At 60.2% G+C, this 19,199-nt stretch carries 22 protein-coding genes; 17 read left to right on the top strand and 5 right to left on the bottom strand.

What is annotated here, in order from left to right; genetic code table 11:
- The first annotated feature begins 16 nt into the window (after positions 1-16).
- Genes HCK86_RS15390 through HCK86_RS15370 form a run of 5 tightly spaced genes read left to right on the top strand, consistent with a single transcriptional unit; the run spans position 17 to position 4,238 of the window.
- On the top strand, positions 17-478 hold the full coding sequence (locus HCK86_RS15390; protein ID WP_176085349.1) for a MarR family winged helix-turn-helix transcriptional regulator: 462 nt from the start codon (positions 17-19) through the stop codon (positions 476-478).
- A complete protein-coding gene (locus HCK86_RS15385) occupies positions 475-999 on the top strand; it encodes a flavin reductase family protein (RefSeq protein WP_176085348.1) in 525 nt (174 codons plus the stop codon). The genes HCK86_RS15390 and HCK86_RS15385 overlap by 4 nt, the downstream gene beginning before the upstream one ends.
- Positions 1,000-1,023: 24 nt before the next feature.
- The gene (locus HCK86_RS15380) at positions 1,024-2,511 is read left to right on the top strand and encodes a 4-hydroxyphenylacetate 3-hydroxylase N-terminal domain-containing protein (protein ID WP_176085347.1); all 1,488 of its coding nucleotides are present in this window, start codon (positions 1,024-1,026) and stop codon (positions 2,509-2,511) included.
- Positions 2,512-2,517: 6 nt separating this feature from the next.
- On the top strand, positions 2,518-2,904 hold the full coding sequence (locus tag HCK86_RS15375) for a cupin domain-containing protein (RefSeq protein ID WP_176085346.1): 387 nt from the start codon (positions 2,518-2,520) through the stop codon (positions 2,902-2,904).
- Positions 2,901-4,238, top strand: a complete 1,338-nt coding sequence (locus HCK86_RS15370; RefSeq protein WP_176085345.1) for an amidase — start codon at positions 2,901-2,903, stop codon at positions 4,236-4,238. The genes HCK86_RS15375 and HCK86_RS15370 overlap by 4 nt, the downstream gene beginning before the upstream one ends.
- Positions 4,239-4,271: 33 nt before the next feature.
- On the opposite strand, the gene HCK86_RS15365 is transcribed toward HCK86_RS15370, so the two are convergent.
- Positions 4,272-4,970, bottom strand: a complete 699-nt coding sequence (locus HCK86_RS15365) for a GntR family transcriptional regulator (protein WP_176085344.1) — start codon at positions 4,968-4,970, stop codon at positions 4,272-4,274.
- A gap of 100 nt (positions 4,971-5,070) precedes the next feature.
- A complete protein-coding gene (locus tag HCK86_RS15360) occupies positions 5,071-5,754 on the bottom strand; it encodes a DUF2848 domain-containing protein (protein WP_176085343.1) in 684 nt (227 codons plus the stop codon).
- A 217-nt stretch (positions 5,755-5,971) separates the two neighbouring features.
- On the opposite strand from HCK86_RS15360, the gene HCK86_RS15355 reads away from it, so the two are divergent.
- From HCK86_RS15355 to HCK86_RS15300, 12 genes are all read left to right on the top strand, one after another.
- A complete protein-coding gene (locus HCK86_RS15355; RefSeq protein ID WP_176085342.1) occupies positions 5,972-7,267 on the top strand; it encodes an ABC transporter substrate-binding protein in 1,296 nt (431 codons plus the stop codon).
- A gap of 98 nt (positions 7,268-7,365) precedes the next feature.
- Positions 7,366-8,265, top strand: a complete 900-nt coding sequence (locus HCK86_RS15350; protein ID WP_176085341.1) for a branched-chain amino acid ABC transporter permease — start codon at positions 7,366-7,368, stop codon at positions 8,263-8,265.
- The gene (locus tag HCK86_RS15345; protein ID WP_176085340.1) at positions 8,265-9,221 is read left to right on the top strand and encodes a branched-chain amino acid ABC transporter permease; all 957 of its coding nucleotides are present in this window, start codon (positions 8,265-8,267) and stop codon (positions 9,219-9,221) included. Before HCK86_RS15350 ends, HCK86_RS15345 begins: the two co-directional genes overlap by 1 nt.
- A complete protein-coding gene (locus HCK86_RS15340; RefSeq protein ID WP_176085339.1) occupies positions 9,218-9,964 on the top strand; it encodes an ABC transporter ATP-binding protein in 747 nt (248 codons plus the stop codon). Before HCK86_RS15345 ends, HCK86_RS15340 begins: the two co-directional genes overlap by 4 nt.
- Positions 9,964-10,620 carry an ATP-binding cassette domain-containing protein gene (locus tag HCK86_RS15335; protein ID WP_176085373.1) on the top strand — a complete coding sequence of 219 codons (657 nt, stop codon included), beginning with the start codon at positions 9,964-9,966 and terminating at the stop codon, positions 10,618-10,620. Before HCK86_RS15340 ends, HCK86_RS15335 begins: the two co-directional genes overlap by 1 nt.
- 208 nt (positions 10,621-10,828) lie before the next feature.
- Entirely contained in the window at positions 10,829-11,773 is a 945-nt protein-coding gene (locus HCK86_RS15330; RefSeq protein ID WP_176085338.1) for an AEC family transporter, read from the top strand.
- Positions 11,774-11,949: 176 nt separating this feature from the next.
- Positions 11,950-12,774, top strand: a complete 825-nt coding sequence (locus HCK86_RS15325) for a UDP-2,3-diacylglucosamine diphosphatase (RefSeq protein ID WP_176085337.1) — start codon at positions 11,950-11,952, stop codon at positions 12,772-12,774.
- Positions 12,775-12,953: 179 nt separating this feature from the next.
- Positions 12,954-14,048 carry a glycosyltransferase gene (locus HCK86_RS15320; protein ID WP_176085336.1) on the top strand — a complete coding sequence of 365 codons (1,095 nt, stop codon included), beginning with the start codon at positions 12,954-12,956 and terminating at the stop codon, positions 14,046-14,048.
- Entirely contained in the window at positions 14,035-14,613 is a 579-nt protein-coding gene (locus HCK86_RS15315; RefSeq protein ID WP_176085335.1) for a VTT domain-containing protein, read from the top strand. The genes HCK86_RS15320 and HCK86_RS15315 overlap by 14 nt, the downstream gene beginning before the upstream one ends.
- Positions 14,598-15,344: a glycosyltransferase gene (locus HCK86_RS15310; protein WP_176085334.1), complete on the top strand. Its 747-nt coding sequence runs from the start codon at positions 14,598-14,600 to the stop codon at positions 15,342-15,344. Before HCK86_RS15315 ends, HCK86_RS15310 begins: the two co-directional genes overlap by 16 nt.
- The gene (locus HCK86_RS15305) at positions 15,341-15,994 is read left to right on the top strand and encodes a response regulator transcription factor (RefSeq protein WP_176085333.1); all 654 of its coding nucleotides are present in this window, start codon (positions 15,341-15,343) and stop codon (positions 15,992-15,994) included. The genes HCK86_RS15310 and HCK86_RS15305 overlap by 4 nt, the downstream gene beginning before the upstream one ends.
- Positions 15,991-17,301, top strand: a complete 1,311-nt coding sequence (locus tag HCK86_RS15300; protein ID WP_176085332.1) for an ATP-binding protein — start codon at positions 15,991-15,993, stop codon at positions 17,299-17,301. The genes HCK86_RS15305 and HCK86_RS15300 overlap by 4 nt, the downstream gene beginning before the upstream one ends.
- 50 nt (positions 17,302-17,351) lie before the next feature.
- Here the strand turns inward: HCK86_RS15300 and HCK86_RS15295 are convergent, their stop codons facing one another.
- The 3 genes from HCK86_RS15295 to HCK86_RS15285 all read right to left on the bottom strand — a co-directional run bounded on the left by HCK86_RS15295 (position 17,352) and on the right by HCK86_RS15285 (position 19,198).
- Positions 17,352-17,684 carry a hypothetical protein gene (locus tag HCK86_RS15295; RefSeq protein WP_176085331.1) on the bottom strand — a complete coding sequence of 111 codons (333 nt, stop codon included), beginning with the start codon at positions 17,682-17,684 and terminating at the stop codon, positions 17,352-17,354.
- Between the two features lie 114 nt (positions 17,685-17,798).
- Positions 17,799-18,683: an NAD(P)-dependent oxidoreductase gene (locus tag HCK86_RS15290; RefSeq protein WP_176085330.1), complete on the bottom strand. Its 885-nt coding sequence runs from the start codon at positions 18,681-18,683 to the stop codon at positions 17,799-17,801.
- Positions 18,680-19,198, bottom strand: coding sequence for a gluconokinase (locus HCK86_RS15285; RefSeq protein ID WP_176085329.1), 519 nt, complete (start codon positions 19,196-19,198; stop codon positions 18,680-18,682). The genes HCK86_RS15290 and HCK86_RS15285 overlap by 4 nt, the downstream gene beginning before the upstream one ends.
- Between the last annotated feature and the right edge of the window lies 1 nt (position 19,199).

Genomic DNA, 19,199 nt, shown 5'->3' with positions numbered 1-19,199 from the left:
TGTGCAATTCCGGCAGATGCTGCATGATCTGCTGGCATTTTCATCGCGTCTGCAGCAGGTGCGCGGCCGCTTTGCGGCCTTTATCGGGCTGACCGGTCCGCAATATACGATCCTGATCACCATCCGTCAGCTTGCCGCCGGCGATGATGCGACGGTTGGCAGCGTCGCTGACCATCTGGCGTTGACGCCGACCTTTGTCGCGTCTGAGACCAAGAAGCTTGCCGCCATGGGCGTGGTTGAGAAAGAGCCTGACCCGATGGATATGCGCCGCGTCATGCTCTCCGTTTCTGCAAAGGGCGAGCAGCTGCTGCATGAGCTTGCACCGGTTCAGCGACAGATCAACGACTCGTTGTTCGCGCCGGTAACAGCGGAGAATTTCGCGCTGTTGCGTTTGCTCGCTTCGTCACTGCGCAACAGTGCGGAGGATGCGCTGGCGCTGTCCGATCAGCTCCTCAAGGAAGCCGGGGAGAAGGCATGAGCATCGATATTACCGATCAGAAGGCGCTGCGCCGGGCACTCGGGCAATTTGCGACTGCTGTCTGCGTCATGACCTGCCGTGTTGATGGCGAGGCGCTGGGCATGACCATGACCTCGTTCAATTCGCTCTCGCTCGATCCGCCGCTGGTGCTTTTCAGCATTGATTGCCGGGCGCGCGGCCTGCCGCAATGGGAACGCGCGACAGGGATCGCGATCCATGTTCTGAGCGAAAGCCAGATGGAACTTTCCAACCGTTTCGCGCGTCCGGGTGACAAATTTCTGGGGCTTGCCCATCGCGACGGGCTTCATGGCGCACCGGTTCTTTCCGGCGTGGCGGCCCTGTTCGAATGCAGCGTCGACCACAGATACGACGCCGGCGACCACCGCCTGTTCATCTGCCGTGTCGAGCGCCACGCCATGTCCGTCGATCGCCGTCCGCTTCTGTTTGCCGGCGGGCGCTATGCCACCATCGAGAAACAACAGGCTGAGGCACCTTCCTGGCCTCTCGCCATCCACTACTGAAATCTGCCTCTTAAGGAGCAACCAATGATAAAAACCGGGAAACAGCATATTGCCAGCCTTCAGGACGGGCGACGCATTCTCATCAATGGTGGACGCGTCGATGATGTGACGACATCGCCGTCCTTCCGCAATGCGGTCCAGTCCATGGCCTCGATCTATGATTTTCAGGCCGCACCTGAAAACCGCGACTTGATGACCTACGAGATTCCGGGATCGAACGGCGATCGCGCCAACCGTATCTGGCAGCTGCCGAAAAGCCATGCCGATCTGGTTGAACGCCGCAAGGCACTGGAAGCCTGGACCGAGCTGCATGGTGGTTTTCTCGGCCGTGCGCCCGATCACGTCGCCTCCGCCATTGCCGGCATGTATATGGGCCGGGAGGTGTTCGAGGCCTATGATCCGGCCCGCGCCAAGGCGCTTGCCGATTACTATGCCTATGCCCGCGACAACGAGCTCTATCTCACCTATGTGATCATCAATCCGCAGGCCGATCGCTCGAAAAAGGCCAATGAGCAGGCCGATCCCTTCCTGTCGGCCGGTGTCGTCGATGAAGACAGCGAAGGATTGACGATCCGCGGCGCCAAGATGCTGGCGACCGGCGGCATTCTTGCCAACGAGGTCTTTGTGACCTGCATTCAGCCGCTGCGCGAAGGCGAGGAACCCTATGCCGTTTCCTTTGTCATTCCGATGAATGCCAAGGGGCTAAAGATCATGTCGCGCAAGTCCTATGAAGGGGCTGCCAATTCTGTCTTCGACTATCCGCTCGCAAGCCGTTTCGATGAGAATGACGCTGTTCTTTATTTCGATGACGTCAAGGTTCCGTGGGATCGGGTCTTCATCAATCAGGACACGCAGATGTGCTTCAAGCAGTTCCATGCCACGCCCGCGCATGTCTATCAGAACTATCAGGCCCAGATCCGCCTGATGGTGAAGATGCGCTTCCTGATGGGCATTGCGCGGCGCACCGCTGAGACCAATGGTGTTCTGGCCTTCCCGCAAGTGCGTGAAACGCTTGGCCAGCTGGCCGCCCAGTCCGCCATGGTCGATGCCTTCGTCCATGCCATGGAAATCAAGGGCCATCAGCATGGCGAATATTTCGTTCCCGACCGCCATACGCTCTATGCGGCTCAGGTTCTGACCCAGCAGATGTATAACCAGATCATGGGTGTTCTGCGTGATCTCGCGGGTGGCGGCATGATCATGCTGCCGTCTTCAGTCTCGGATTTTGCCGATCCGGAAATGCGTGAACTGATCGGCAAGACCCAGCAGTCGCCGACGACCTCGTCGGAGGGCCGGGTGAAATTCTTCAAGCTGGCCTGGGATGCGGTCGGCTCTGAATTTGCCTCACGCCATACGCAGTATGAAATGTTCTATGCCGGTGCGACCTTCGTCACCAAGGGGCATTCCTTCCGGTCCTTCGACTGGGACAGCTGCACCGGGCTGGTTGACCGCATGCTCGACAGCTACAGCCTTGACGATGAGATTAATCAGATTTCCACAGCAGCAGAGTAAGACAAAATGGCGATTGAAAAAGAACATAAGGAATTCCACGCGATCGATATGGGCCCGAATGGCTGGGCGCCGCCACCCGGATATCCCGAGGGCATCAAGCAGAAGATCCTTGCCGGTCATCTCGATGAGGTAAACAAGAAGGGCAATCGCACGCGGCTTCTGCGCTTTGATCCGGGTGTCTTCACCACCGCGCCCTTTGTTCATGATTATTGGGAAGAGGTCTATCTCGTCTCCGGCGATCTGACCGTCGGCAATGATGAAAATGGTGAAGGTGGCGAAAGCTTTGAGCCCAACACCTATGCATGCCGCCCGCCGGGTGCTTATCATGGCCCGTTCAAGTCTGAAAAAGGCTGCGTTCTGATGGAAATCCACTATTACGACGAGAGCAAATGAGCGTGACGGTTTCTCAACTTAATTCGAAGCTTGAGGCAGGCGAGATCAGTTCTTTCGAACTGGTCTCGTCCTGCCTTGAGCGGATCAATGACAAAAGCGGGGAGGGCGCTCGCGTCTTCACCGCGCTCAATGGCGACGATGCGCTTGAAACGGCCAGACGTGTGGACGCCGCCCGCAAGGCCGGCGAAACGCTGGGGCCTCTGGCTGGCATTCCTGTTTCGGTCAAATGCCTGTTTGACGTGAAGGGGCTGGTAACAACGGCGGGGTCCGCCCTTCTGGCGAAGGAACCTGCGGCCGCCGCTGACGCTCCGGCTATTGCCCGACTTCGGGCGGCAGGCGCCGTCATCATCGGCCACACCAACATGACCGAATTTGCCTATTCTGGTCTCGGCATGAACCCGCATTACGGCACGCCCGGCAATCCGGCGGACCGTTCGCGGGTGCCGGGCGGCTCGTCTTCCGGTGCCGCCGTCTCCGTGGCGGATGACATGGCGGCGATCGGCATCGGCACCGATACCGGTGGCTCCTGCCGTATTCCTGCGGCCTTCTGCGGGCTGGTTGGCTTCAAGCCGACCGGGCGGCGCGTGCCGACGTCAGGCGCATTCCCGCTGTCGCAGACGCTCGATTCCATCGGTTCGATCACCCGTTCAGTGGATGATTGCGCACTGACGGATGCGATCATGGCGGGTGAGGCGACCACCCTGCCGGACGTGCCCGCACTCAGCGAGATGCGCTTTGCCGTCCTTGACAATTATGTCACCGATGATGTGACGCCGGGCGTGGCTTCGGCCTTTGATGATGCGGTCAGCGCCCTCAAAAAGGCCGGTGCAAGGGTCGAACATATCCGTATCGAAGATCTGGCGCAGCTGCCGGGCCTCAATGCGCATGGTGGCATCATCGCGGCAGAAGCCTTTGCGATCCACAAGGCCTATCTGGCGACGCGCAGCAGCGAATATGATCCGCGTGTGAGTATTCGCATCATGAAGGCCGAGACGATGGAACCCGGCGAATATGAGCATATCCTTGCCGTGCGCAAGGCAATCATCGCCCGGGCGGATGCGATCACCAGGCCCTATGATGCGGTGCTGATGCCGTCTGTCGCCATGGAAGCGCCGGTGACGGCAGAGCTAGATGCCGACGATGCCTATTATGGCGCCCAGAATATTCTCGCGCTGCGCAACACGACGGTCGGCAATTTTCTTGATCGCTGCGGCATTTCGCTGCCATTGCCGGTTTCGGGATTGCCCGTCGGGCTGATGCTGATGGGCGAGACCATGGGGGACCGCCGCCTTTTTGCCGTGGCAAGGAAGGTCGAGCAGCTGATCTGCCGCTGATCAGGCTCGTGTTCTGACCGGTCTGAGGACCGGTCAGCTCTTCATCAGCGTGTCGAAGAGGTTGGCCTTGAAGGCGTTGATATGCGACAGCATCGCCTGTTCGGCACCATCCGGATCATGGGCGGCAAGTTTCTCGATGATCTCGGCATGCTGGTCGCAGACGCGGCTGTTCTGATCAGGCACATTGAGCGACAGCGTCCAGAAGCGGACAGCGCGGTCATGCAGATTACCGAGCAGCTCGGTCATGATCGAGTTTCCGGCCGTGAGCGCAATGGCCTGATGGAAGGCTCTGTCGAGGGCGATCAGCTGACCCAGCTCGCGTTTCTGGGTCGCCTTCAGCATGCGGTCGAGATTGTCGCGCAACTCTTTGACCTGCTTGTCCTGAATGCGTTCCGCCGCCCAGCGGCTGACGCGGGCTTCGTTGATCTGGCGCACCTCGATCAGCTCCACCAGTTCGTCCAGCGAGACCGGGCTGACAACAACACCCTTGCGCGGCATCACCTCGACAAGCCCATCGATCATCAGCCGGTCGACCGCCTGAATGACCGGCGTGCGGCCAATGCCGAGCGCATCGGCCAGATCGGTAACGGTCACGGCTTCACCGGGCTTCAGCTCGCAGGAAACAATCTTGCTCTTGATGACCTGATAGGCCTGGTCGCGGAGCGATAAACGCGGCTGACGGCGCATCGCGCCATCCTTGATGTCCAACCTGTTTGTCGCTGCTCGCGCCATGTTTCTCGCTCTCCGAACATACATTGTCAGTTAAACCCGGCAGGTCGAAAACCTGCGGCAGAGATGCCTTGGCCGGGGTGCGCCGCTTTTGAGAAGGCTCTCAGTCGGCAATCGGCAGGGTCTTGATTGCATACTGGAATGTGATCGTCCGTCCAAGAACCGGATCTTCGATTTCCCCCTCAAAGCGATCTGAGGTTCTTATGCCACCGATTGCCGGAAGAGTTCCACAAAAAAGGGCTGTCCCATCCGCAAGCGGCGTGCCGCCGGTATATCTCGCCATCGTGTCTTTCGGGTGAAGCAGGTTTGCAACGCCGCCTTCCTGATAAAGCTTGCGGGCGCCGTCTTCGAGAATGTAGCTGCGCAGGATCAGTCTGTCCCAATGCGCGGCCACCTCGTCAAACGGCCAGACGGTCGACGAGACCGGCTTTTCGCACATCTGCTTGGAAACGGTGACGCCGACGGTTTCCGCCTCGCGATCCGTGTGGTCCGAGCCGATACCGACAAAGAGCTTGCCGCCTGATGCAAGCATAACCGGCTCGATCTCGCCGCTGGAGGCGCGGCCGCTGGCCTCGATGGTCCCGGCTGTCGTCAGACGCGATGCGGACACGCGGTAATAGGTCGGGGTCTGCTTCGGACGGGCAACGCCAAGCGCTTCCAGTTCCTGGATGTGGTGCTCCATGGCTTCTTTATCGCGGCCGGCCCATCCGGCAATGACAAGTGTGTCGATCTTGATTTCGGTTGGCCTCTCGCCCGCGGCGGATGAGACGGTCATCGCTAGCACCATGCTTCAGTTCCTTGGATCAATGATTGGTGCACTGCCCAAAAAATGGACGTGCAAATGATTTGTGCGAATTGTCTTGACAATTGCAAATCTATAAACAGTATGTGAAATATCACAAGCGTTTTCTTTTGCCGTTCAAACTTTCGCTCCCGCAGGTGCGCCGTGAAGATACGCTTTGGTCGAGAATGCCGTAACGTCTTTTAAAATCAGGGGAATTGCCATGAGAAAATCACCTCGCGCATGGTCGCTGGTCACGGTCGCAGCCATGGTTGCGCTCAGCACCTCGGCCTTTGCTGCCGACAAGCCGGAGTCACTCGACGTCGGTGTCTTCACCTTCATGTCCGGCGGTCCTGCCGCTTACGGCGTCCCCGGTCAGCAGGGTGCTGAGACCATTATTGACGAGATCAATGCTGCCGGTGGCATCGATGGCGTTCCGATCAAGGCCACCTATGTCGATGAAGCGCAGGGCGCTGAAGGCGTGATTTCCGAATATCGCCGTCTCGGCGAAGATCCGAGCACCGATTTCATGATTGCGGCGCTTTCTTCCGGCAACTGCCTGGCACTTGCGCCGATTGCCGACCAGATGAAAATGCCGACGATCGGCTGGAACTGCGACACGCATCAGCTCTATCAGAAGGGCGATCATCCCTATTTCTTCCGCCCGAACGGCAACACGGTTGCCGAGTTCATGGCCTATGTTCTCTACTTCCTCGACAAGAACCCCGATGTGAAGCGCGTCGCGATCATCAATCCGGATTACTCCTTCGGCCATGATGCCGCCGAGATCGTCACGGCGACGCTGAAGGTGATGAAGCCCGATGTTCAGATTGTCGCGGAACTCTTCCCCAAAATGGGCTCGTCCAGCTTCCAGACGGAAATTTCGCGCCTTTCTGCTGCCCGTCCCGATGTGATTTTCTCCAACCTCTGGGGCGGTGATCTGGAAAACTTCGTCCGTCAGGCCAGCCCGCGCGGTCTGTTCCGCACCAGCCAGGCGGTGTTCGCGCTGGGCGAATCCTCGCTGCAGAATGTCGATATGCCCGATGGCGCGATCGTCGGCGTTCTTGGTGATGGCTACTGGCGTTCCTCCGATGCCACCGCCAACGGCGCTGACAGTTTTGCCGCCGATTACCGGGCAAAATTCGGCAAGGATCCGGTCTTCCCGTCGATGAAGATGGCCAACAGCTTCGAGATCATGAAGGCGGCCTATGAAAAGGCGATTGCTGACAATGGCGGCGAATGGCCGAGCAAGGATCAGGTTGCCGCAGCCCTCAAGGACGGCACGTTCACGACGCTGACCGGTGACGTCGTCCTGCGTTCCGACAATGACGGCATCGTCGATCAGGTGATCGGTACGACGGCCACTGTCGATGGCGTCGATTATCCGGTCATGACTGATATGGTCCGCTATGATGGCGCCAAGCTTCTGCCGCCGGTCGGCGAAGATCCGATCGCCTGGATCGGCACGCTCTCGCCCGATCTGCTGTCGGAAATGCCGAAGCCGGGTTCATACAAGTAATAGATGATCGACAAACTGCCCTGCGCCGTCCGCATTTGACTGGCGCAGGGCCTTCCGGGGCAGATTGCCCTTTCCGTTTTCACAGCCGGGCCCGGGATATGTTGCAAACTCTGATACCGCTCGCCGTCGACGCCCTCGCCAATGCGGCGCTGATCTTCTTCGTTGCCGTGGGGCTTACGCTCGTGTTCAGCGTGCTGAACATTCTCAATGTTGCCCATGGCAGTTTCTATTCCATCGGCGCTTATGTAGCGGCCTCTGTGGGCCTCTTTGTTGTCAGCGCCGGCCTGCCGGCATGGCTGACCTTTCCCGCGCTGCTGCTTTCGGCGATCTTTGTCGCGGTCCTGTTTGGCCCGCTGATCGAAAACACGCTGATCCGCTGGACCTATGGCAAAAGCGAAGCCGTGCAGGTTCTCGTCACCTTTGCGCTTTTCCTCATTCTTGAAGATCTGCAGCGCATGGTTTTCGGCGTGGATTCGCTTTACGAGGATACGCCGATGTCGCTGCTTGGCATTACCGACCTCGGCGGGATTGTCTATCTCAATTACCAGCTCCTGCTGATCGTTCTCGCCGTCGTCGTGCTGGTCGGTCTCAGGCTTTTCATCCGCAACAGCCGCATGGGCAAGCTGCTGGCTGCGGTGGTGGCCGATCGCGAAGTCTCCCAGGCCATGGGGATCAACACCAACCGCATCTTCATGATCGCCTTCACGCTTGGGATTTTCCTGTCTGCGCTCGGCGGCGCGCTGGCAACGCCGACCAGCGGTGTCGCGCCGGGGCTTGGCGCGGATACAACCGTGCTTGCCTTTGCCGTTGCCGCCATTGGCGGGCTCGGCCAGGTGGAAGGTGCTGCCGTCGCTGCGATCATCGTCGCGCTTGCCAAGGTGCTGGCGATCTATTTTGCCCCCGCGCTTGATGCCGTTGCCCCCTATCTGGTGATGCTGATCGTGCTTTTGTGGCGGCCCTACGGTCTGTTCGGCAGCAATACGTCGAGGAAGATCTGATGAAGAAGCTCTCCCTCATCATCGGCATCGGCTTCATTCTCCTGGCGCTCCTGCCGCTTCTGTTTCCCTATTCGCAATTCGTGCTGACGATTGCCGTTGCCAAGGGCTTTGCCGCGCTTGGCGTGATGCTGCTTCTGCGTGCCGGTCTGATCTCGCTCGGCAATGCGATGTTCTATGCCATCGGTGCCTATGCCACCGCCTTCATGGCGACGCGCCTCGGCATTCACGATATGGCACTGCTGATCATCTTCTCCGTCGTCGTATCGGCCTTTTTCGGCTTCGTCTTCGGCCTGTTTCTGGTTCGCTACCGGGCGATCTTTTTCGCCATGCTCAACCTGGCGATTTCCATGGTGATCTTCTCGCTGGTGTCCAAGCTTTACGCGATCACCGGCGGCACGGATGGCATCGGTGTTCCGGTGCCGACTGTCTTCGGTGTAGAGCTCGGCAAGGCTGCCTCCGATACGCTGCTCTATTATGTTGCGCTGGTCCTGGTTCTGGTCATCGGCTTTCTGGTGCATCGCTACCTTCAGAGTCCGCTCGGCCACGCGCTGTCGGCGGTTCATTCCAACGAGGTGCGGCTTGAATATCTCGGCGTATCGGCCCGGGCGACGCTTCTGTTCGCCTATACGCTTTCCGCAGCGCTGGCCGGGATCGGCGGTGCCATCGGGGCCATGTCGATCGGCCATGTTCTGCCGGAATTCGCCTTCTGGACGGAATCGGGCCATCTGGTGCTGACGGCCGTTCTCGGCGGCATTGCCGGTATCGCCGGGCCGTTCCTCGGTTCCATCTTTCTTGAAATCCTGCATACCGTGGCGGTCGGTTATGCGGCTGAGGCCTGGAACATGATTGTCGGCATCGCCCTTCTGGTGGTGATCTTCTTCCTGCCGCGCGGTCTCTACGGTCTCGTCGAAAATGTCGCCGGCCAGAAGGATCACGCAAAGGAGCCGCAGCTATGACAAAGCCACTTCTGAGAGCGGAGAACCTGCAGGTCGCCTTTGGCGGCGTGCGCGCGGCCGATGGCGTCAGCCTGACGATCAATGAGGGTGAATTCGTTGCCATTATCGGACCGAACGGCTCCGGCAAGACCACCTTCCTCAATTTGTGCACCGGCTATGTCCGTCCGGTCGCAGGGCGGGTCATGCTCGGTGATCAGGAGATCACCCGGATGGAACCGCGGGCGATTGCGCGACGCGGCATTGCCCGTGCCTTCCAGATTCCACAGCTTTTCACCGATCACTCGGTGATTGAAAATGTTATGCTGGCGATCGCGGCGCGCCGCGGCATCTGGCATATCCTGCATCCGCTCGACCGGCCGGCCTACCGCCGCGAAGCGGAAGAGCTGCTGGAACTCCTGAACCTTTCGCAACATGCCGAGACGATTGCCGGCACGCTGCCGGAAGGCCTGCGCAAGCTCGCCGATGTCACGGTCGCCATGGCCCTTCGGCCAAAGCTTCTGCTGCTGGATGAGCCAACCAGTGGCGTTTCGGCGCTGGAGCGTTTCCCGCTGATGGATACGCTGATGAAGGCGATGAAGTCGGAAGGTGTCACGGCGCTGTTTGTCGAACATGACATGGACATCGTTGAAAATTATGCCGACCGCGTCGTTGTCTGGAACGCTGGCAGCATCATGGCCGAGGGAACACCTGCCGCAGTGATGAAGGACCCGCGCGTGCTTGAAAACGTGATTGGAGTGGCATGATGCTTCAGGTTGAAAACCTCTCGGTCGAAATTGCCGGTGTTCAGGTGCTGCGTGCGGTGAAGCTTGAACTGACGGCCGGGCTTTGCACCGTTCTGATCGGTCGCAATGGCGCGGGCAAGACCACGACCCTGCGCGCCATTATGGGCCTGATTGAACGCAACAGCGGCACGATCAGGCTTGAGGGCCGTGAAATTCAGGACATGCCCAGCCATGATCGCGCCCGGTTGGGGATCGGCTATGCGCCGGAAGACCGGCGGCTGATCGGCAATTTTACGGTTGAAGACAATATTCTTCTGCCGGCCCTGGCGATCAGGATGCAGCCCGCCGAGCGCAAGCGCCGGCTGGAGGAAGTCTATGCCTTCCTGCCCGAATTGCACACGATGCGCGCGCGTCCCGGTGGCGGCGTGTCCGGCGGGCAGGGCAAGATGGTGGCGCTTGGTCGCGCACTTATGGTGGCTGACAAGGTTCTGTTTCTTGATGAGCCATTTCAGGGTCTGGCCCCGGCACTGGCACTTGAATATGCCGATACGCTTTCAAGACTGCGCAAGGAGCGCTCGGATCTGGCGCTGTTCATCACTGAATCCACACCCAAGCTGCTGGCTGCGATTGCCGATCGCGAGCTTCAGATCGAACGGGGCGAGATGACAAGCGCCTAGCGCATCGGCCCGAAAATCGACAGCGGTTTTCGGGCCGGTACGCTTCGTAAGGCAGGACGTGCGACGGTACTTCACGGGCGGATCGAAAATCGCTAAGGTGACGCATTCACATATTTCACCGTTCCCCCTGTCTAGCGGCAAGGCCGGCTGCTGTTGATGCCGTCTCCGCTGACCCAAAGGTCCGGCCCCGGAGTGGTCATGTTCTCATATGCTTACAGTTCTCGGCATCATCTTTCCGGTTTTCGCGATGATCGCGGTTGGTTATGGCGCGGTGCGCAAAGGTCTGGTCGCGCAGAGTGATATCAGCGGACTGGGCCGGTTTGTGGTCAATGTCTGCCTGCCGGCGCTGTTGTTCAGCGCGGTGACCAGCAGTGATCGCAGCGATTTCACCCAGCCGCTCTATCTCTCGATCTATGCGGTCTGCGGGCTCGTCAATATGGGGCTGATCTGGCTGGCTGTCTCCATCGCCGGTGCCGAACGCACCCGGCGTGCGGCCGCAACCCTTGGCGCCAGCACGCCGAATTCTGCCTATATTGGCTATCCGATCCTGCTTCTGGCGCTGCCTGAGATCGCAGCACCCGTCTTTGCCATGAATGTGGTGGTGGAGAACTTCCTGTTCTTGCCGCTGGGGCTCATGCTTCTGGAGCAGGCGCAGACGGTGGCAAGCCCGACGCCTTTTGCAATGGTGCGGCGGCTCTTGAAGAGCATCCTCACCAAGCCGATGATCCTCGGCATGTTTGCCGGGCTGGCCGTTGCTCTGCTTGGCATTCCGCTGCCCCATGCATTTGTCCGCCTTGTCGACATGATCGCCCAGGCGACGCCGGCCGTGGCACTCTTCTTCATCGGTGGAACGCTGGTCGGGCTGCCATTGCGCGGGCACCTGAACTACGCGGTACTTGTCGCCTCGGCCAAGCTTCTGATCTTTCCGGCGCTGGCTGTGGTGATGGCGGCCTGCCTTGCGTTTTTCGGCTGCCGTTTTTCCGATCCGAGGCTGTTCAGCGCATTGATTCTGTCGTCCGCCATGCCGATTTTCGGCATGTATGCGATCTTCACCCAGGAGGTCGGGCATGAGGGCATGGCCTCCATCGCCATGCTGACCTCGATCATCGGAGCCTTTTTCACGCTTTCGGCGCTGCTGATCATCCTGCTGTAGCGGTAATGACATGCGCCGGGACGCGGCACTCTGTTGCAGCCATAAGTGTCGGCTTTCGCTGACGTCTTCAGCTTTATCTCACATTTGCGGTCTATCAGGTCAGTTGACCGGAAGCCTGGACGGAAAATTGCAGTTCATTCCAGTTCATGGCTGCGCTTTAGCGAAGTGAGAACAAGATGTTGCCTTATGCCATCAAGGACACCACGTGCCATCGCACGCTGTTTCTGTCGGATCTCCATCTCGGTCACTTCGGATCACGCGCGGATTATGTGATCCGCTTTCTTCGCGATAATCCCGCCGACAAATATGTGCTTGTCGGCGATATTCTCGATCTGTGGGTTCCCAGAATGCCAACCTGGTCGACGGCGCAGATGGAGGTGATATCCTATTTCAGAAAGCGGTTCGTTGAGGGCGCCGAATTTGTCTATGTCAGCGGCAACCACGATCCTCATCCCGAAACCGCACCGGCGGCGATGCGGTTGCCGGTCAGTCCGGTGTCCCATGCCATCCATGAGGCCGCCGATGGGCGCCGCTATCTTGTCGTTCACGGCGATGGCCAGGATGTCCCGCTGTTCAACAATGCCCATCTGGTCAGCGCCGGACATCATATCGAGCGCGCCTGCAGCGTTGTTGAGTTCAAAATCAGGGCCAGGGCCGGTTTCGCCGAGCCGCACGAGCGCCGGGCGACGGACTATCTGATCTCGTCTTTCAACAAATTGCGCTATCCACGCCGCAGCTACGAAAAGAGACTTGTCAGCCAGGCGCAGGCGAAAGGGCTGGACGGTGTCATCTGCGGTCACTTTCATCAGCCGGCGCTGAGAGAGATCGACGATACGGTCTATGCCAATTGCGGCGACTGGATCCAGAATTTCACCGCGATTGCCGAGCGTGAAGACGGGGCATTGCAGCTTCTCAAGCAGAGCGTGAGCCATGCGGCCGATCCGGTCTTCCGCCGCCGCCGGCATCGGGAGATCGTCGAGGGCGAAACCCATGCGGTATGAGGGGGATAGCAAATTTCAGCGGCAATGCCGTCTGGAAAATACTGCAGCACCGACTCACATAATATGATCAGGCTGACGACAGATGGTCCAAAGGCCGAAGACGGCCGGGGCGCATCGATCACTGGGGCGGGAACCTTTGGATGCAAACGCGGCTCAGGCGGCCGGAACAGGTACCGACAATGACGACTGCAGCACTTTTCATCATGGTTCTTCTGACCGGGCTCTATCTTGCAACCGCCATGCTGACGGCATGGCGCTATCGCCCCAGAAAAGCCGGTCGCCTGGCCGGCCAGCCCTCGGTAACGGTTTTGCGGCCCGTCTGCGGGCTTGATCCGAGTGATATTGAAACCCTGGAAAGTAGCTTTCTGCTCGATTATCCCGATTATGACATCATTTTCTGTGCCGCGCGCGCTGATGATCCCGCCTGTGCTGCCTTGCGGGCGATGATGGCGCTTCATCCCGCCCGGCCTGCCCGTCTTCTGATCGGTGACGACCGGGAGACCGGAAATCCGAAACTTGACAATCTGCTCAAGGGCTGGCCGGAAGTCGAGGGACGCTTCGTGGCGATGGTTGACGCCAATCTGCTGCTGCCGCCGGATTTTCTAGAGACGCTGCTTTTGGCCTGGACCCCGGATTGCGCGCTTGTTTCCAGCCCGGCTGCAGGCGCGCGCCCGGAAAATCTCTGGGGATCGCTCGAATGCGCCTTTCTCAACGGCCACCAGGCCCGCTGGCAACTGTCTGCTGACAGCCTTGGGCTGGGCTTTGCGCAGGGCAAGACGCTGTTTGTCGAAAAATCCTTTCTGGACAAAGCCGGCGGACTTGGCGCGCTTGGCAGCGATCTGGCCGAGGATGTCGCTTTTACCAAGCTTGTCCGCGCCGAGGGTAAAAAAGTCCGCCTGGCGCCGCATGCCTTTGTTCAGCCGATCGGACGCCGCAGCTTCAGGACTGTCTGGGACCGGCAGATCCGCTGGTCACGGGTGCGCCGTGCCGGTTTCGTCGGGCTTTTCCTGCTGGAACTGACGATGGGTTTCCTGCCGCCGCTGATTGCGCTTCTGATCGCTGTGCCTGCAATCTGGGGGATCCCCTTCGTCATCGGCTGGTTTGCTGTCGAGGCGGCGCTGGCACGGCTCGCCGGATGGCCTGCAGGCCCCCGCGACATCACTGCGATGGTGCTGCGTGATCTGCTGCTGCCTCTGATCTGGGTTGCGACCTGGGCGCGGCGCGGCTTTGAGTGGCGCGGCAATGCCATGGGGCTGGCCGATGATCCCGCTTGATACCATCATCACCTTCCTCTCGGATCACGGCCTTTGGCTGGTTGCCTTCGCGGCGATCTTCGAGGGGCCGATCGTGACGGTGCTGGCCGCCTATCTGGCGCGCCAGGGCATTTTCGATCTCTGGTCACTCGGCGTCATCCTGGTGCTGGCTGATCTTGTCGGCGATATTGGCTATTACAGTATCGGCCGCTACGGGCTGCACCGGCTGCCGGAGAAATGGAAGCGCCGGATGGGGCTCAGGCCCGGCCGGCGTGCAAAGCTTGCCCGGCATTTCAGGGAACGTGGCGGGCGGACGCTGCTGTTCGGCAAGATCACCCACTCGGCAGGGTCTGCCATTCTGGCCGCTGCAGGCGCGGCGCGCATGCCGGTTTTCGCTTTTCTTGTCTACAACCTGATCGGCACGGTGCCGAAAACCATCGCGCTGATGGTGCTCGGCTATTTTGCCGGCGACGCCTACAAGCAGATCGACAGCTGGATAGGGCGCGGTAGCTGGATCATCCTGATCGTGCTCGTTCTGATGGGGCTTGTCTGGTTTTTATGGAGGCGAAAATGCGCCAGGGAATAAGCTGCATCATTCCGGCCCATAACGAAGCGCCGCGGATCGGCGCTGTCCTGTCATCGGTCATCGATCATCCGCTGATCGACGAGGTGATTGTCGTCGATGATGGTTCCAGTGATGGCACCGCCGAGGTCGTGCGCCGGTTTGAAAGCGCGCGGCTGATTGTGCTGGCGACGAACGGCGGCAAAAGTGCTGCCGTGGCGGCTGGACTGAATGCGGCGCGCTTTGAGCATCTCCTGCTGCTCGACAGTGATCTTGTCGGGCTGACGCGGGCGGCGCTCACCCGGCTGATCCGTCCGGTTCTGCGCGGGCAGGCGGATGTCTCCATCAGCCTGAGGCGCAATGCGCCATGGCTTTGGAAAGTGATCGGGATCGACTATATTTCGGGCGAACGTGTCCTGCCGCGTCACCTTCTGGGGACGGAAGCAGAACTGATGCGCCTGCCTGGTTTTGGAATGGAAGTCGCCATGAATGCCCATTGGATCGATGAGGGCGCCCGGATCGCGATTGTGCGCTGGCCCGAGGTTGAAAGTCCGCTCAAATCAGCCAAACAGGGGCTTTGGGTCGGAATCAGGGCCGACCTTTTGATGCTGCGCGACATTTTCGCGACCGTTCCGCTTCCCGTCATCATCCAGCAGATCTGGCGAATGCGCCGCCTGGCCGTCAAGCTCCATCAGCATGCCGTTTCAGACATGCCCAAAGCCTTTCGTCCGGGGGCGGGAAGGCCGCATGAATGAAAGCCTTGCTGATTGAGGATGATGATCTGGTGGGAGATGCCATTCAGCGTGGCCTTGCCCTTGATCATGCCCAGGTGGAATGGGTGCGTGACGGAACCGAAGGCGAAGCGGTGTTGCGCGCCGGCGGCTATGACCTCGTTGTCCTGGATCTTGGCCTGCCGGGCACTGATGGGCTCGATATCCTGCGCGGGCTGCGCGGGCGGGGCGATCACGTGCCGGTTTTGATCCTGACGGCACGCGATGGGGTGGCGGACCGCATCCGTGGGCTTGATCTCGGCGCCGATGACTATGTGCTGAAACCGTTCGATATGGATGAATTGCGCGCCCGCGCCCGTGCGCTGGCGCGGCGGGCCACCGGACGGATCAATGACCTCATTTCCTGTGACGGCCTGACCATCGATCTTCAGGCTTATAGTGCCACCCTGGACGGCGAGGCGCTGACCTTGCCCGGTCAGGAGTTCAAACTTCTGATCTATCTTGCCGAACAGCGCGGGCGGGTCGTGTCGAAAGAACAGATCGCCGATATGCTCTACGGCTGGGGCGAGGGGGCCGAGAGCAACACGATCGAGGTGCTGGTGTCATCGCTTAGGCGCAAGATCGGCGCCCAAAGGATCAGAACCCTGCGTGGCGTGGGCTATATGATGCCATGATCAAGCGCCTTCTCCCGCCCGTCCGCAGCCTGCGCGGCCTTCTCATGCGCGAGATCACCCTTGTTCTCGCAGCCATATGGGTATTTGCCTCCGCCTTCATCGTGCTGGGAACCTGGTATGATCTTCACAAATCCTATATCGACCAGCTGTCGCTTCTGGCCAATACTGTCGCGACGGTCCTCGATAAGGAGAAAATCTCGGAAGCCTCGCTCGAGCAGACCCTGCATTCACGGCACAATCCGAATTACTTCGTCATCGTACGCTCGTCCGGGCGGGTGGTCATTCGCACCCCCAACAGCCCGGAGACCATGGACAAGAACCGTTTCTGGTTTCTCGAACATGCCATTTCCCCTTCCGGCAAGATTGAGGTCTATGCCGGGCTGCGCCGCGACGAGATGTGGGAGACGGTCTTTTCCGTGGCCCTGAGCGGGGCGGTGCCGATGCTGCTCGGCATCACCGCGACGCTGGTCTTGCTCCTGACGGCGCTCAGGCGCGGTTTGCGACCGGTTCTGGCGCTGAGTGAGGAACTTGCCGCGCGCAATCCCGATGCGCTTGACCCGATCGGAACGGAGGATACGCCCGAAGAACTGTTGCCTGTCACCCGGGCGCTGAATGATCTGTTCTTGCGGTTGAAGGATGCGCTGGAGAAGGAACGCCGCTTCGTTGCCGATGCCAGTCATGAATTGCGCACGCCATTGACCGCGATCCGGGCACAGCTCGATACCGTCGACCTGCAGGGGATGGATGAGGCATCGCGGGCGGCACTTGGCCGGGTGCGGCTCGGTGTTGACCGTGCCACGCGGCTGGTGAGTCAGCTTCTGGCGCTGGCCCGGGCCGAAACCGATATGCTGGCCGCAGCCAGGCGCATTTCGGTGGATTCGGTGCTCGCAAACATTGCCGCAGAACTCTATCCGCAGGCCGTCAGAGCGCGCAAGGAACTGGATCTTCAGCTTGAACCGGTCTCTCTTGTCGGCCGGCCGGAAGATTTCGAGATGATCCTTGGAAATCTGCTCGAGAACGCCATCCGCTATGCCAGCTCGACGGTGACGATGTCATGCCGGCGTGACGATGGCATGCTGCTGATCGTCGTCGAAGACGACGGGCCGGGCGTCGCGCCGGACGACCGCGACGCGCTGTTCGAGCGGTTCCGGCGTGGCAAGCGGCGGGCGGATCTGTCGGGGGCGATCCACGGCGCGGGGCTCGGCCTTTCCATCGCTGCAACGGTTGCCCACCGGATCGGCGCCGAGATCGTGCTGTCCGAAGCGACGATTGGCGGTCTCAGCGCCACGATCCGGATGAAGCTTTGAGTGCGGCGGGCCGTATCGGTCAATCCATGCCCGCCGGTTGGCAGGGCAGGTCAGGCCGGTGAATATTGCTTGCCATCCAGAACGTGATGGTGAATGCGGCCGGTAAACATGGTCATCAGACCTTGCGTGACGTCGCGGCTCTCAAAGCGGACATCGGACTGAAGCGCTTTGGCGACCTGTTCGAGATCGGGATAGCGGATTGCCATCATCAGTGCATATTCGGGCGCGCCGTCATCCCGTTCGACACCAAAATAGACCTGGACGTCCTCGGCCCCTGGAAATTGCCGCCACAGCGGTACCAGCTTTTCCTCAACATAGGCGCGGAAGTCGCTTTCGCGGCCTTCGTGCACCTTGCCTTCAAACAATGCGTAACGAATGATCATGTCGTTTCCTCCAGTTCCGGCCCGGTAAGGGGTTGATTTTCTGTGTTCTGTCTGTCGCTGGCGGGCCTCGTCCCGCATGGGCATCCGTACCCCGTCTGGCGCGGAAGCCCTGCCTTATGCGTCTGAGGCAGTCCCATCCAGCAGCCGCATCATCTCGGCGCTGTCGCGCGGGCCAAGGCCGGCAGCGACCAGCAGACGGTGAATTTCGGTGACCTGGCCGGTCATCGGCAGCGGCGTTCTGGTTTTCAGTGCGAAGGCCTGCAGGCTGTCGAGATCCTTCAGCATATTGTCGATCCGACCAGTCGGGGTGAAATCGCGTGCTGCGAATTTTGCCATGAATTCCTGCATGATCCTGCTGTCGGCACGGCCGCCGGCAAGGGCTGCGGGAATGGCGCGCGCATCGACGCCACCGGCTTCAGCCAGCTTGACGGCTTCGGCGACCGCCTGGAACAGAACGGCACAGAAAAGCTGGTTGATCAGCTTGGTCGTCTGGCCGGCGCCGCTGCCGCCCATGAGCGTGTAGTTGGCGCAAAGTGCATCCATGACCGGCCGTGCCCGCTCGAAATCCTGCTGCTCGCCACCGGCCATCACCGTCAGCCGGCCGGCAAGAGCCCCCGGCGCCCCGCCTGAAAGCGGGCAGTCGAGCCATGCCATGCCGGTCTGATCGCTGAGGCGCTTTGCCATTTTCGCCGTTGCTACCGGGTCGATCGAAGACATGTCTATCAGCATTTTTTCGGCATTGCCCGCTTCGGCCACGCCGTCATCGCCAAAGACGACAGCTTCGACAATATCGGCGTGATTGAGGCTCAGGATCACGAAGCTGGCTTCAAGGGTGGCCTGTCTGACAGAGCCTGCCGCGGTCGCTCCTTTTTCGGTCAGGGCAGCAAGCCTGGCCTTGTCCAGATCGAAAGCCACGACGGTCTTGCCGGTTTCAATCAGTCGTGTGGCGATTGCGGTGCCCATGATGCCCGCACCGATGACGGCAACTGTCTCGCTCATGCGTCACTCCTCCTGTTGGTCGCCAGAAAGGCCAGTGATGCCTGTTCTATCGCGGACGGCGGAAGGGCGCAGTCTAGCGTGATTGCGTCCTGTTCGCCGGTTGTTGGTTCAAGGGTTGAAAGCTGGCTGTCAAGCAACGACACCGGCATGTAATGCCCCGGCCGGTTTGCCATCCGCTCGGCCAGCAGCGCGCGCGATCCGGCGAGGTGGATGAAACGCAGCTCCGGTCCGGCAAGCCCGCGCAACAGGTCGCGATAGGCCTTTTTCAGTGCCGAACAGGCGATGACAACGCCTGTCTCGTCCGTTGCCTTAGCCAGTTCTTCACCGACCCTTGCAAGCCACGGGGCTCGGTCCTCATCGCCAAGGGCAATGCCGGTGCGCATCTTTGTGACATTGGCTGCGGGATGCAGGTCATCGCCCTCGATGAAGCGCGCGCCGAGCTGTTCGGCAAGCCGCAGTCCGGCCGAAGACTTCCCGCAACCGCTGACCCCCATCACGACGATGCGATTGACCATC

The organism is Martelella sp. HB161492, assembly GCF_013184775.1.
Taxonomy (GTDB): Bacteria; Pseudomonadota; Alphaproteobacteria; order Rhizobiales; family Rhizobiaceae; genus Martelella.
Note: the sequence above shows the minus strand (reverse complement) of the source record. Positions and strands in the feature narration are given on the sequence as shown.

What these genes read in the sequence shown, in the direction of transcription:
- HCK86_RS15390 (WP_176085349.1), top strand. Translation starts at nt 17, where the DNA reads ATGCTGCATGATCTGCTGGCATTTTCATCGCGTCTGCAGCAGGTGCGC.
- HCK86_RS15385 (WP_176085348.1), top strand. Translation starts at nt 475, where the DNA reads ATGAGCATCGATATTACCGATCAGAAGGCGCTGCGCCGGGCACTCGGG.
- HCK86_RS15380 (WP_176085347.1), top strand. Translation starts at nt 1,024, where the DNA reads ATGATAAAAACCGGGAAACAGCATATTGCCAGCCTTCAGGACGGGCGA.
- HCK86_RS15375 (WP_176085346.1), top strand. Translation starts at nt 2,518, where the DNA reads ATGGCGATTGAAAAAGAACATAAGGAATTCCACGCGATCGATATGGGC.
- HCK86_RS15370 (WP_176085345.1), top strand. Translation starts at nt 2,901, where the DNA reads ATGAGCGTGACGGTTTCTCAACTTAATTCGAAGCTTGAGGCAGGCGAG.
- HCK86_RS15365 (WP_176085344.1), bottom strand. Translation starts at nt 4,970, where the DNA reads ATGGCGCGAGCAGCGACAAACAGGTTGGACATCAAGGATGGCGCGATG.
- HCK86_RS15360 (WP_176085343.1), bottom strand. Translation starts at nt 5,754, where the DNA reads ATGGTGCTAGCGATGACCGTCTCATCCGCCGCGGGCGAGAGGCCAACC.
- HCK86_RS15355 (WP_176085342.1), top strand. Translation starts at nt 5,972, where the DNA reads ATGAGAAAATCACCTCGCGCATGGTCGCTGGTCACGGTCGCAGCCATG.
- HCK86_RS15350 (WP_176085341.1), top strand. Translation starts at nt 7,366, where the DNA reads ATGTTGCAAACTCTGATACCGCTCGCCGTCGACGCCCTCGCCAATGCG.
- HCK86_RS15345 (WP_176085340.1), top strand. Translation starts at nt 8,265, where the DNA reads ATGAAGAAGCTCTCCCTCATCATCGGCATCGGCTTCATTCTCCTGGCG.
- HCK86_RS15340 (WP_176085339.1), top strand. Translation starts at nt 9,218, where the DNA reads ATGACAAAGCCACTTCTGAGAGCGGAGAACCTGCAGGTCGCCTTTGGC.
- HCK86_RS15335 (WP_176085373.1), top strand. Translation starts at nt 9,964, where the DNA reads ATGCTTCAGGTTGAAAACCTCTCGGTCGAAATTGCCGGTGTTCAGGTG.
- HCK86_RS15330 (WP_176085338.1), top strand. Translation starts at nt 10,829, where the DNA reads ATGCTTACAGTTCTCGGCATCATCTTTCCGGTTTTCGCGATGATCGCG.
- HCK86_RS15325 (WP_176085337.1), top strand. Translation starts at nt 11,950, where the DNA reads ATGTTGCCTTATGCCATCAAGGACACCACGTGCCATCGCACGCTGTTT.
- HCK86_RS15320 (WP_176085336.1), top strand. Translation starts at nt 12,954, where the DNA reads ATGACGACTGCAGCACTTTTCATCATGGTTCTTCTGACCGGGCTCTAT.
- HCK86_RS15315 (WP_176085335.1), top strand. Translation starts at nt 14,035, where the DNA reads ATGATCCCGCTTGATACCATCATCACCTTCCTCTCGGATCACGGCCTT.
- HCK86_RS15310 (WP_176085334.1), top strand. Translation starts at nt 14,598, where the DNA reads ATGCGCCAGGGAATAAGCTGCATCATTCCGGCCCATAACGAAGCGCCG.
- HCK86_RS15305 (WP_176085333.1), top strand. Translation starts at nt 15,341, where the DNA reads ATGAAAGCCTTGCTGATTGAGGATGATGATCTGGTGGGAGATGCCATT.
- HCK86_RS15300 (WP_176085332.1), top strand. Translation starts at nt 15,991, where the DNA reads ATGATCAAGCGCCTTCTCCCGCCCGTCCGCAGCCTGCGCGGCCTTCTC.
- HCK86_RS15295 (WP_176085331.1), bottom strand. Translation starts at nt 17,684, where the DNA reads ATGATCATTCGTTACGCATTGTTTGAAGGCAAGGTGCACGAAGGCCGC.
- HCK86_RS15290 (WP_176085330.1), bottom strand. Translation starts at nt 18,683, where the DNA reads ATGAGCGAGACAGTTGCCGTCATCGGTGCGGGCATCATGGGCACCGCA.
- HCK86_RS15285 (WP_176085329.1), bottom strand. Translation starts at nt 19,198, where the DNA reads ATGGTCAATCGCATCGTCGTGATGGGGGTCAGCGGTTGCGGGAAGTCT.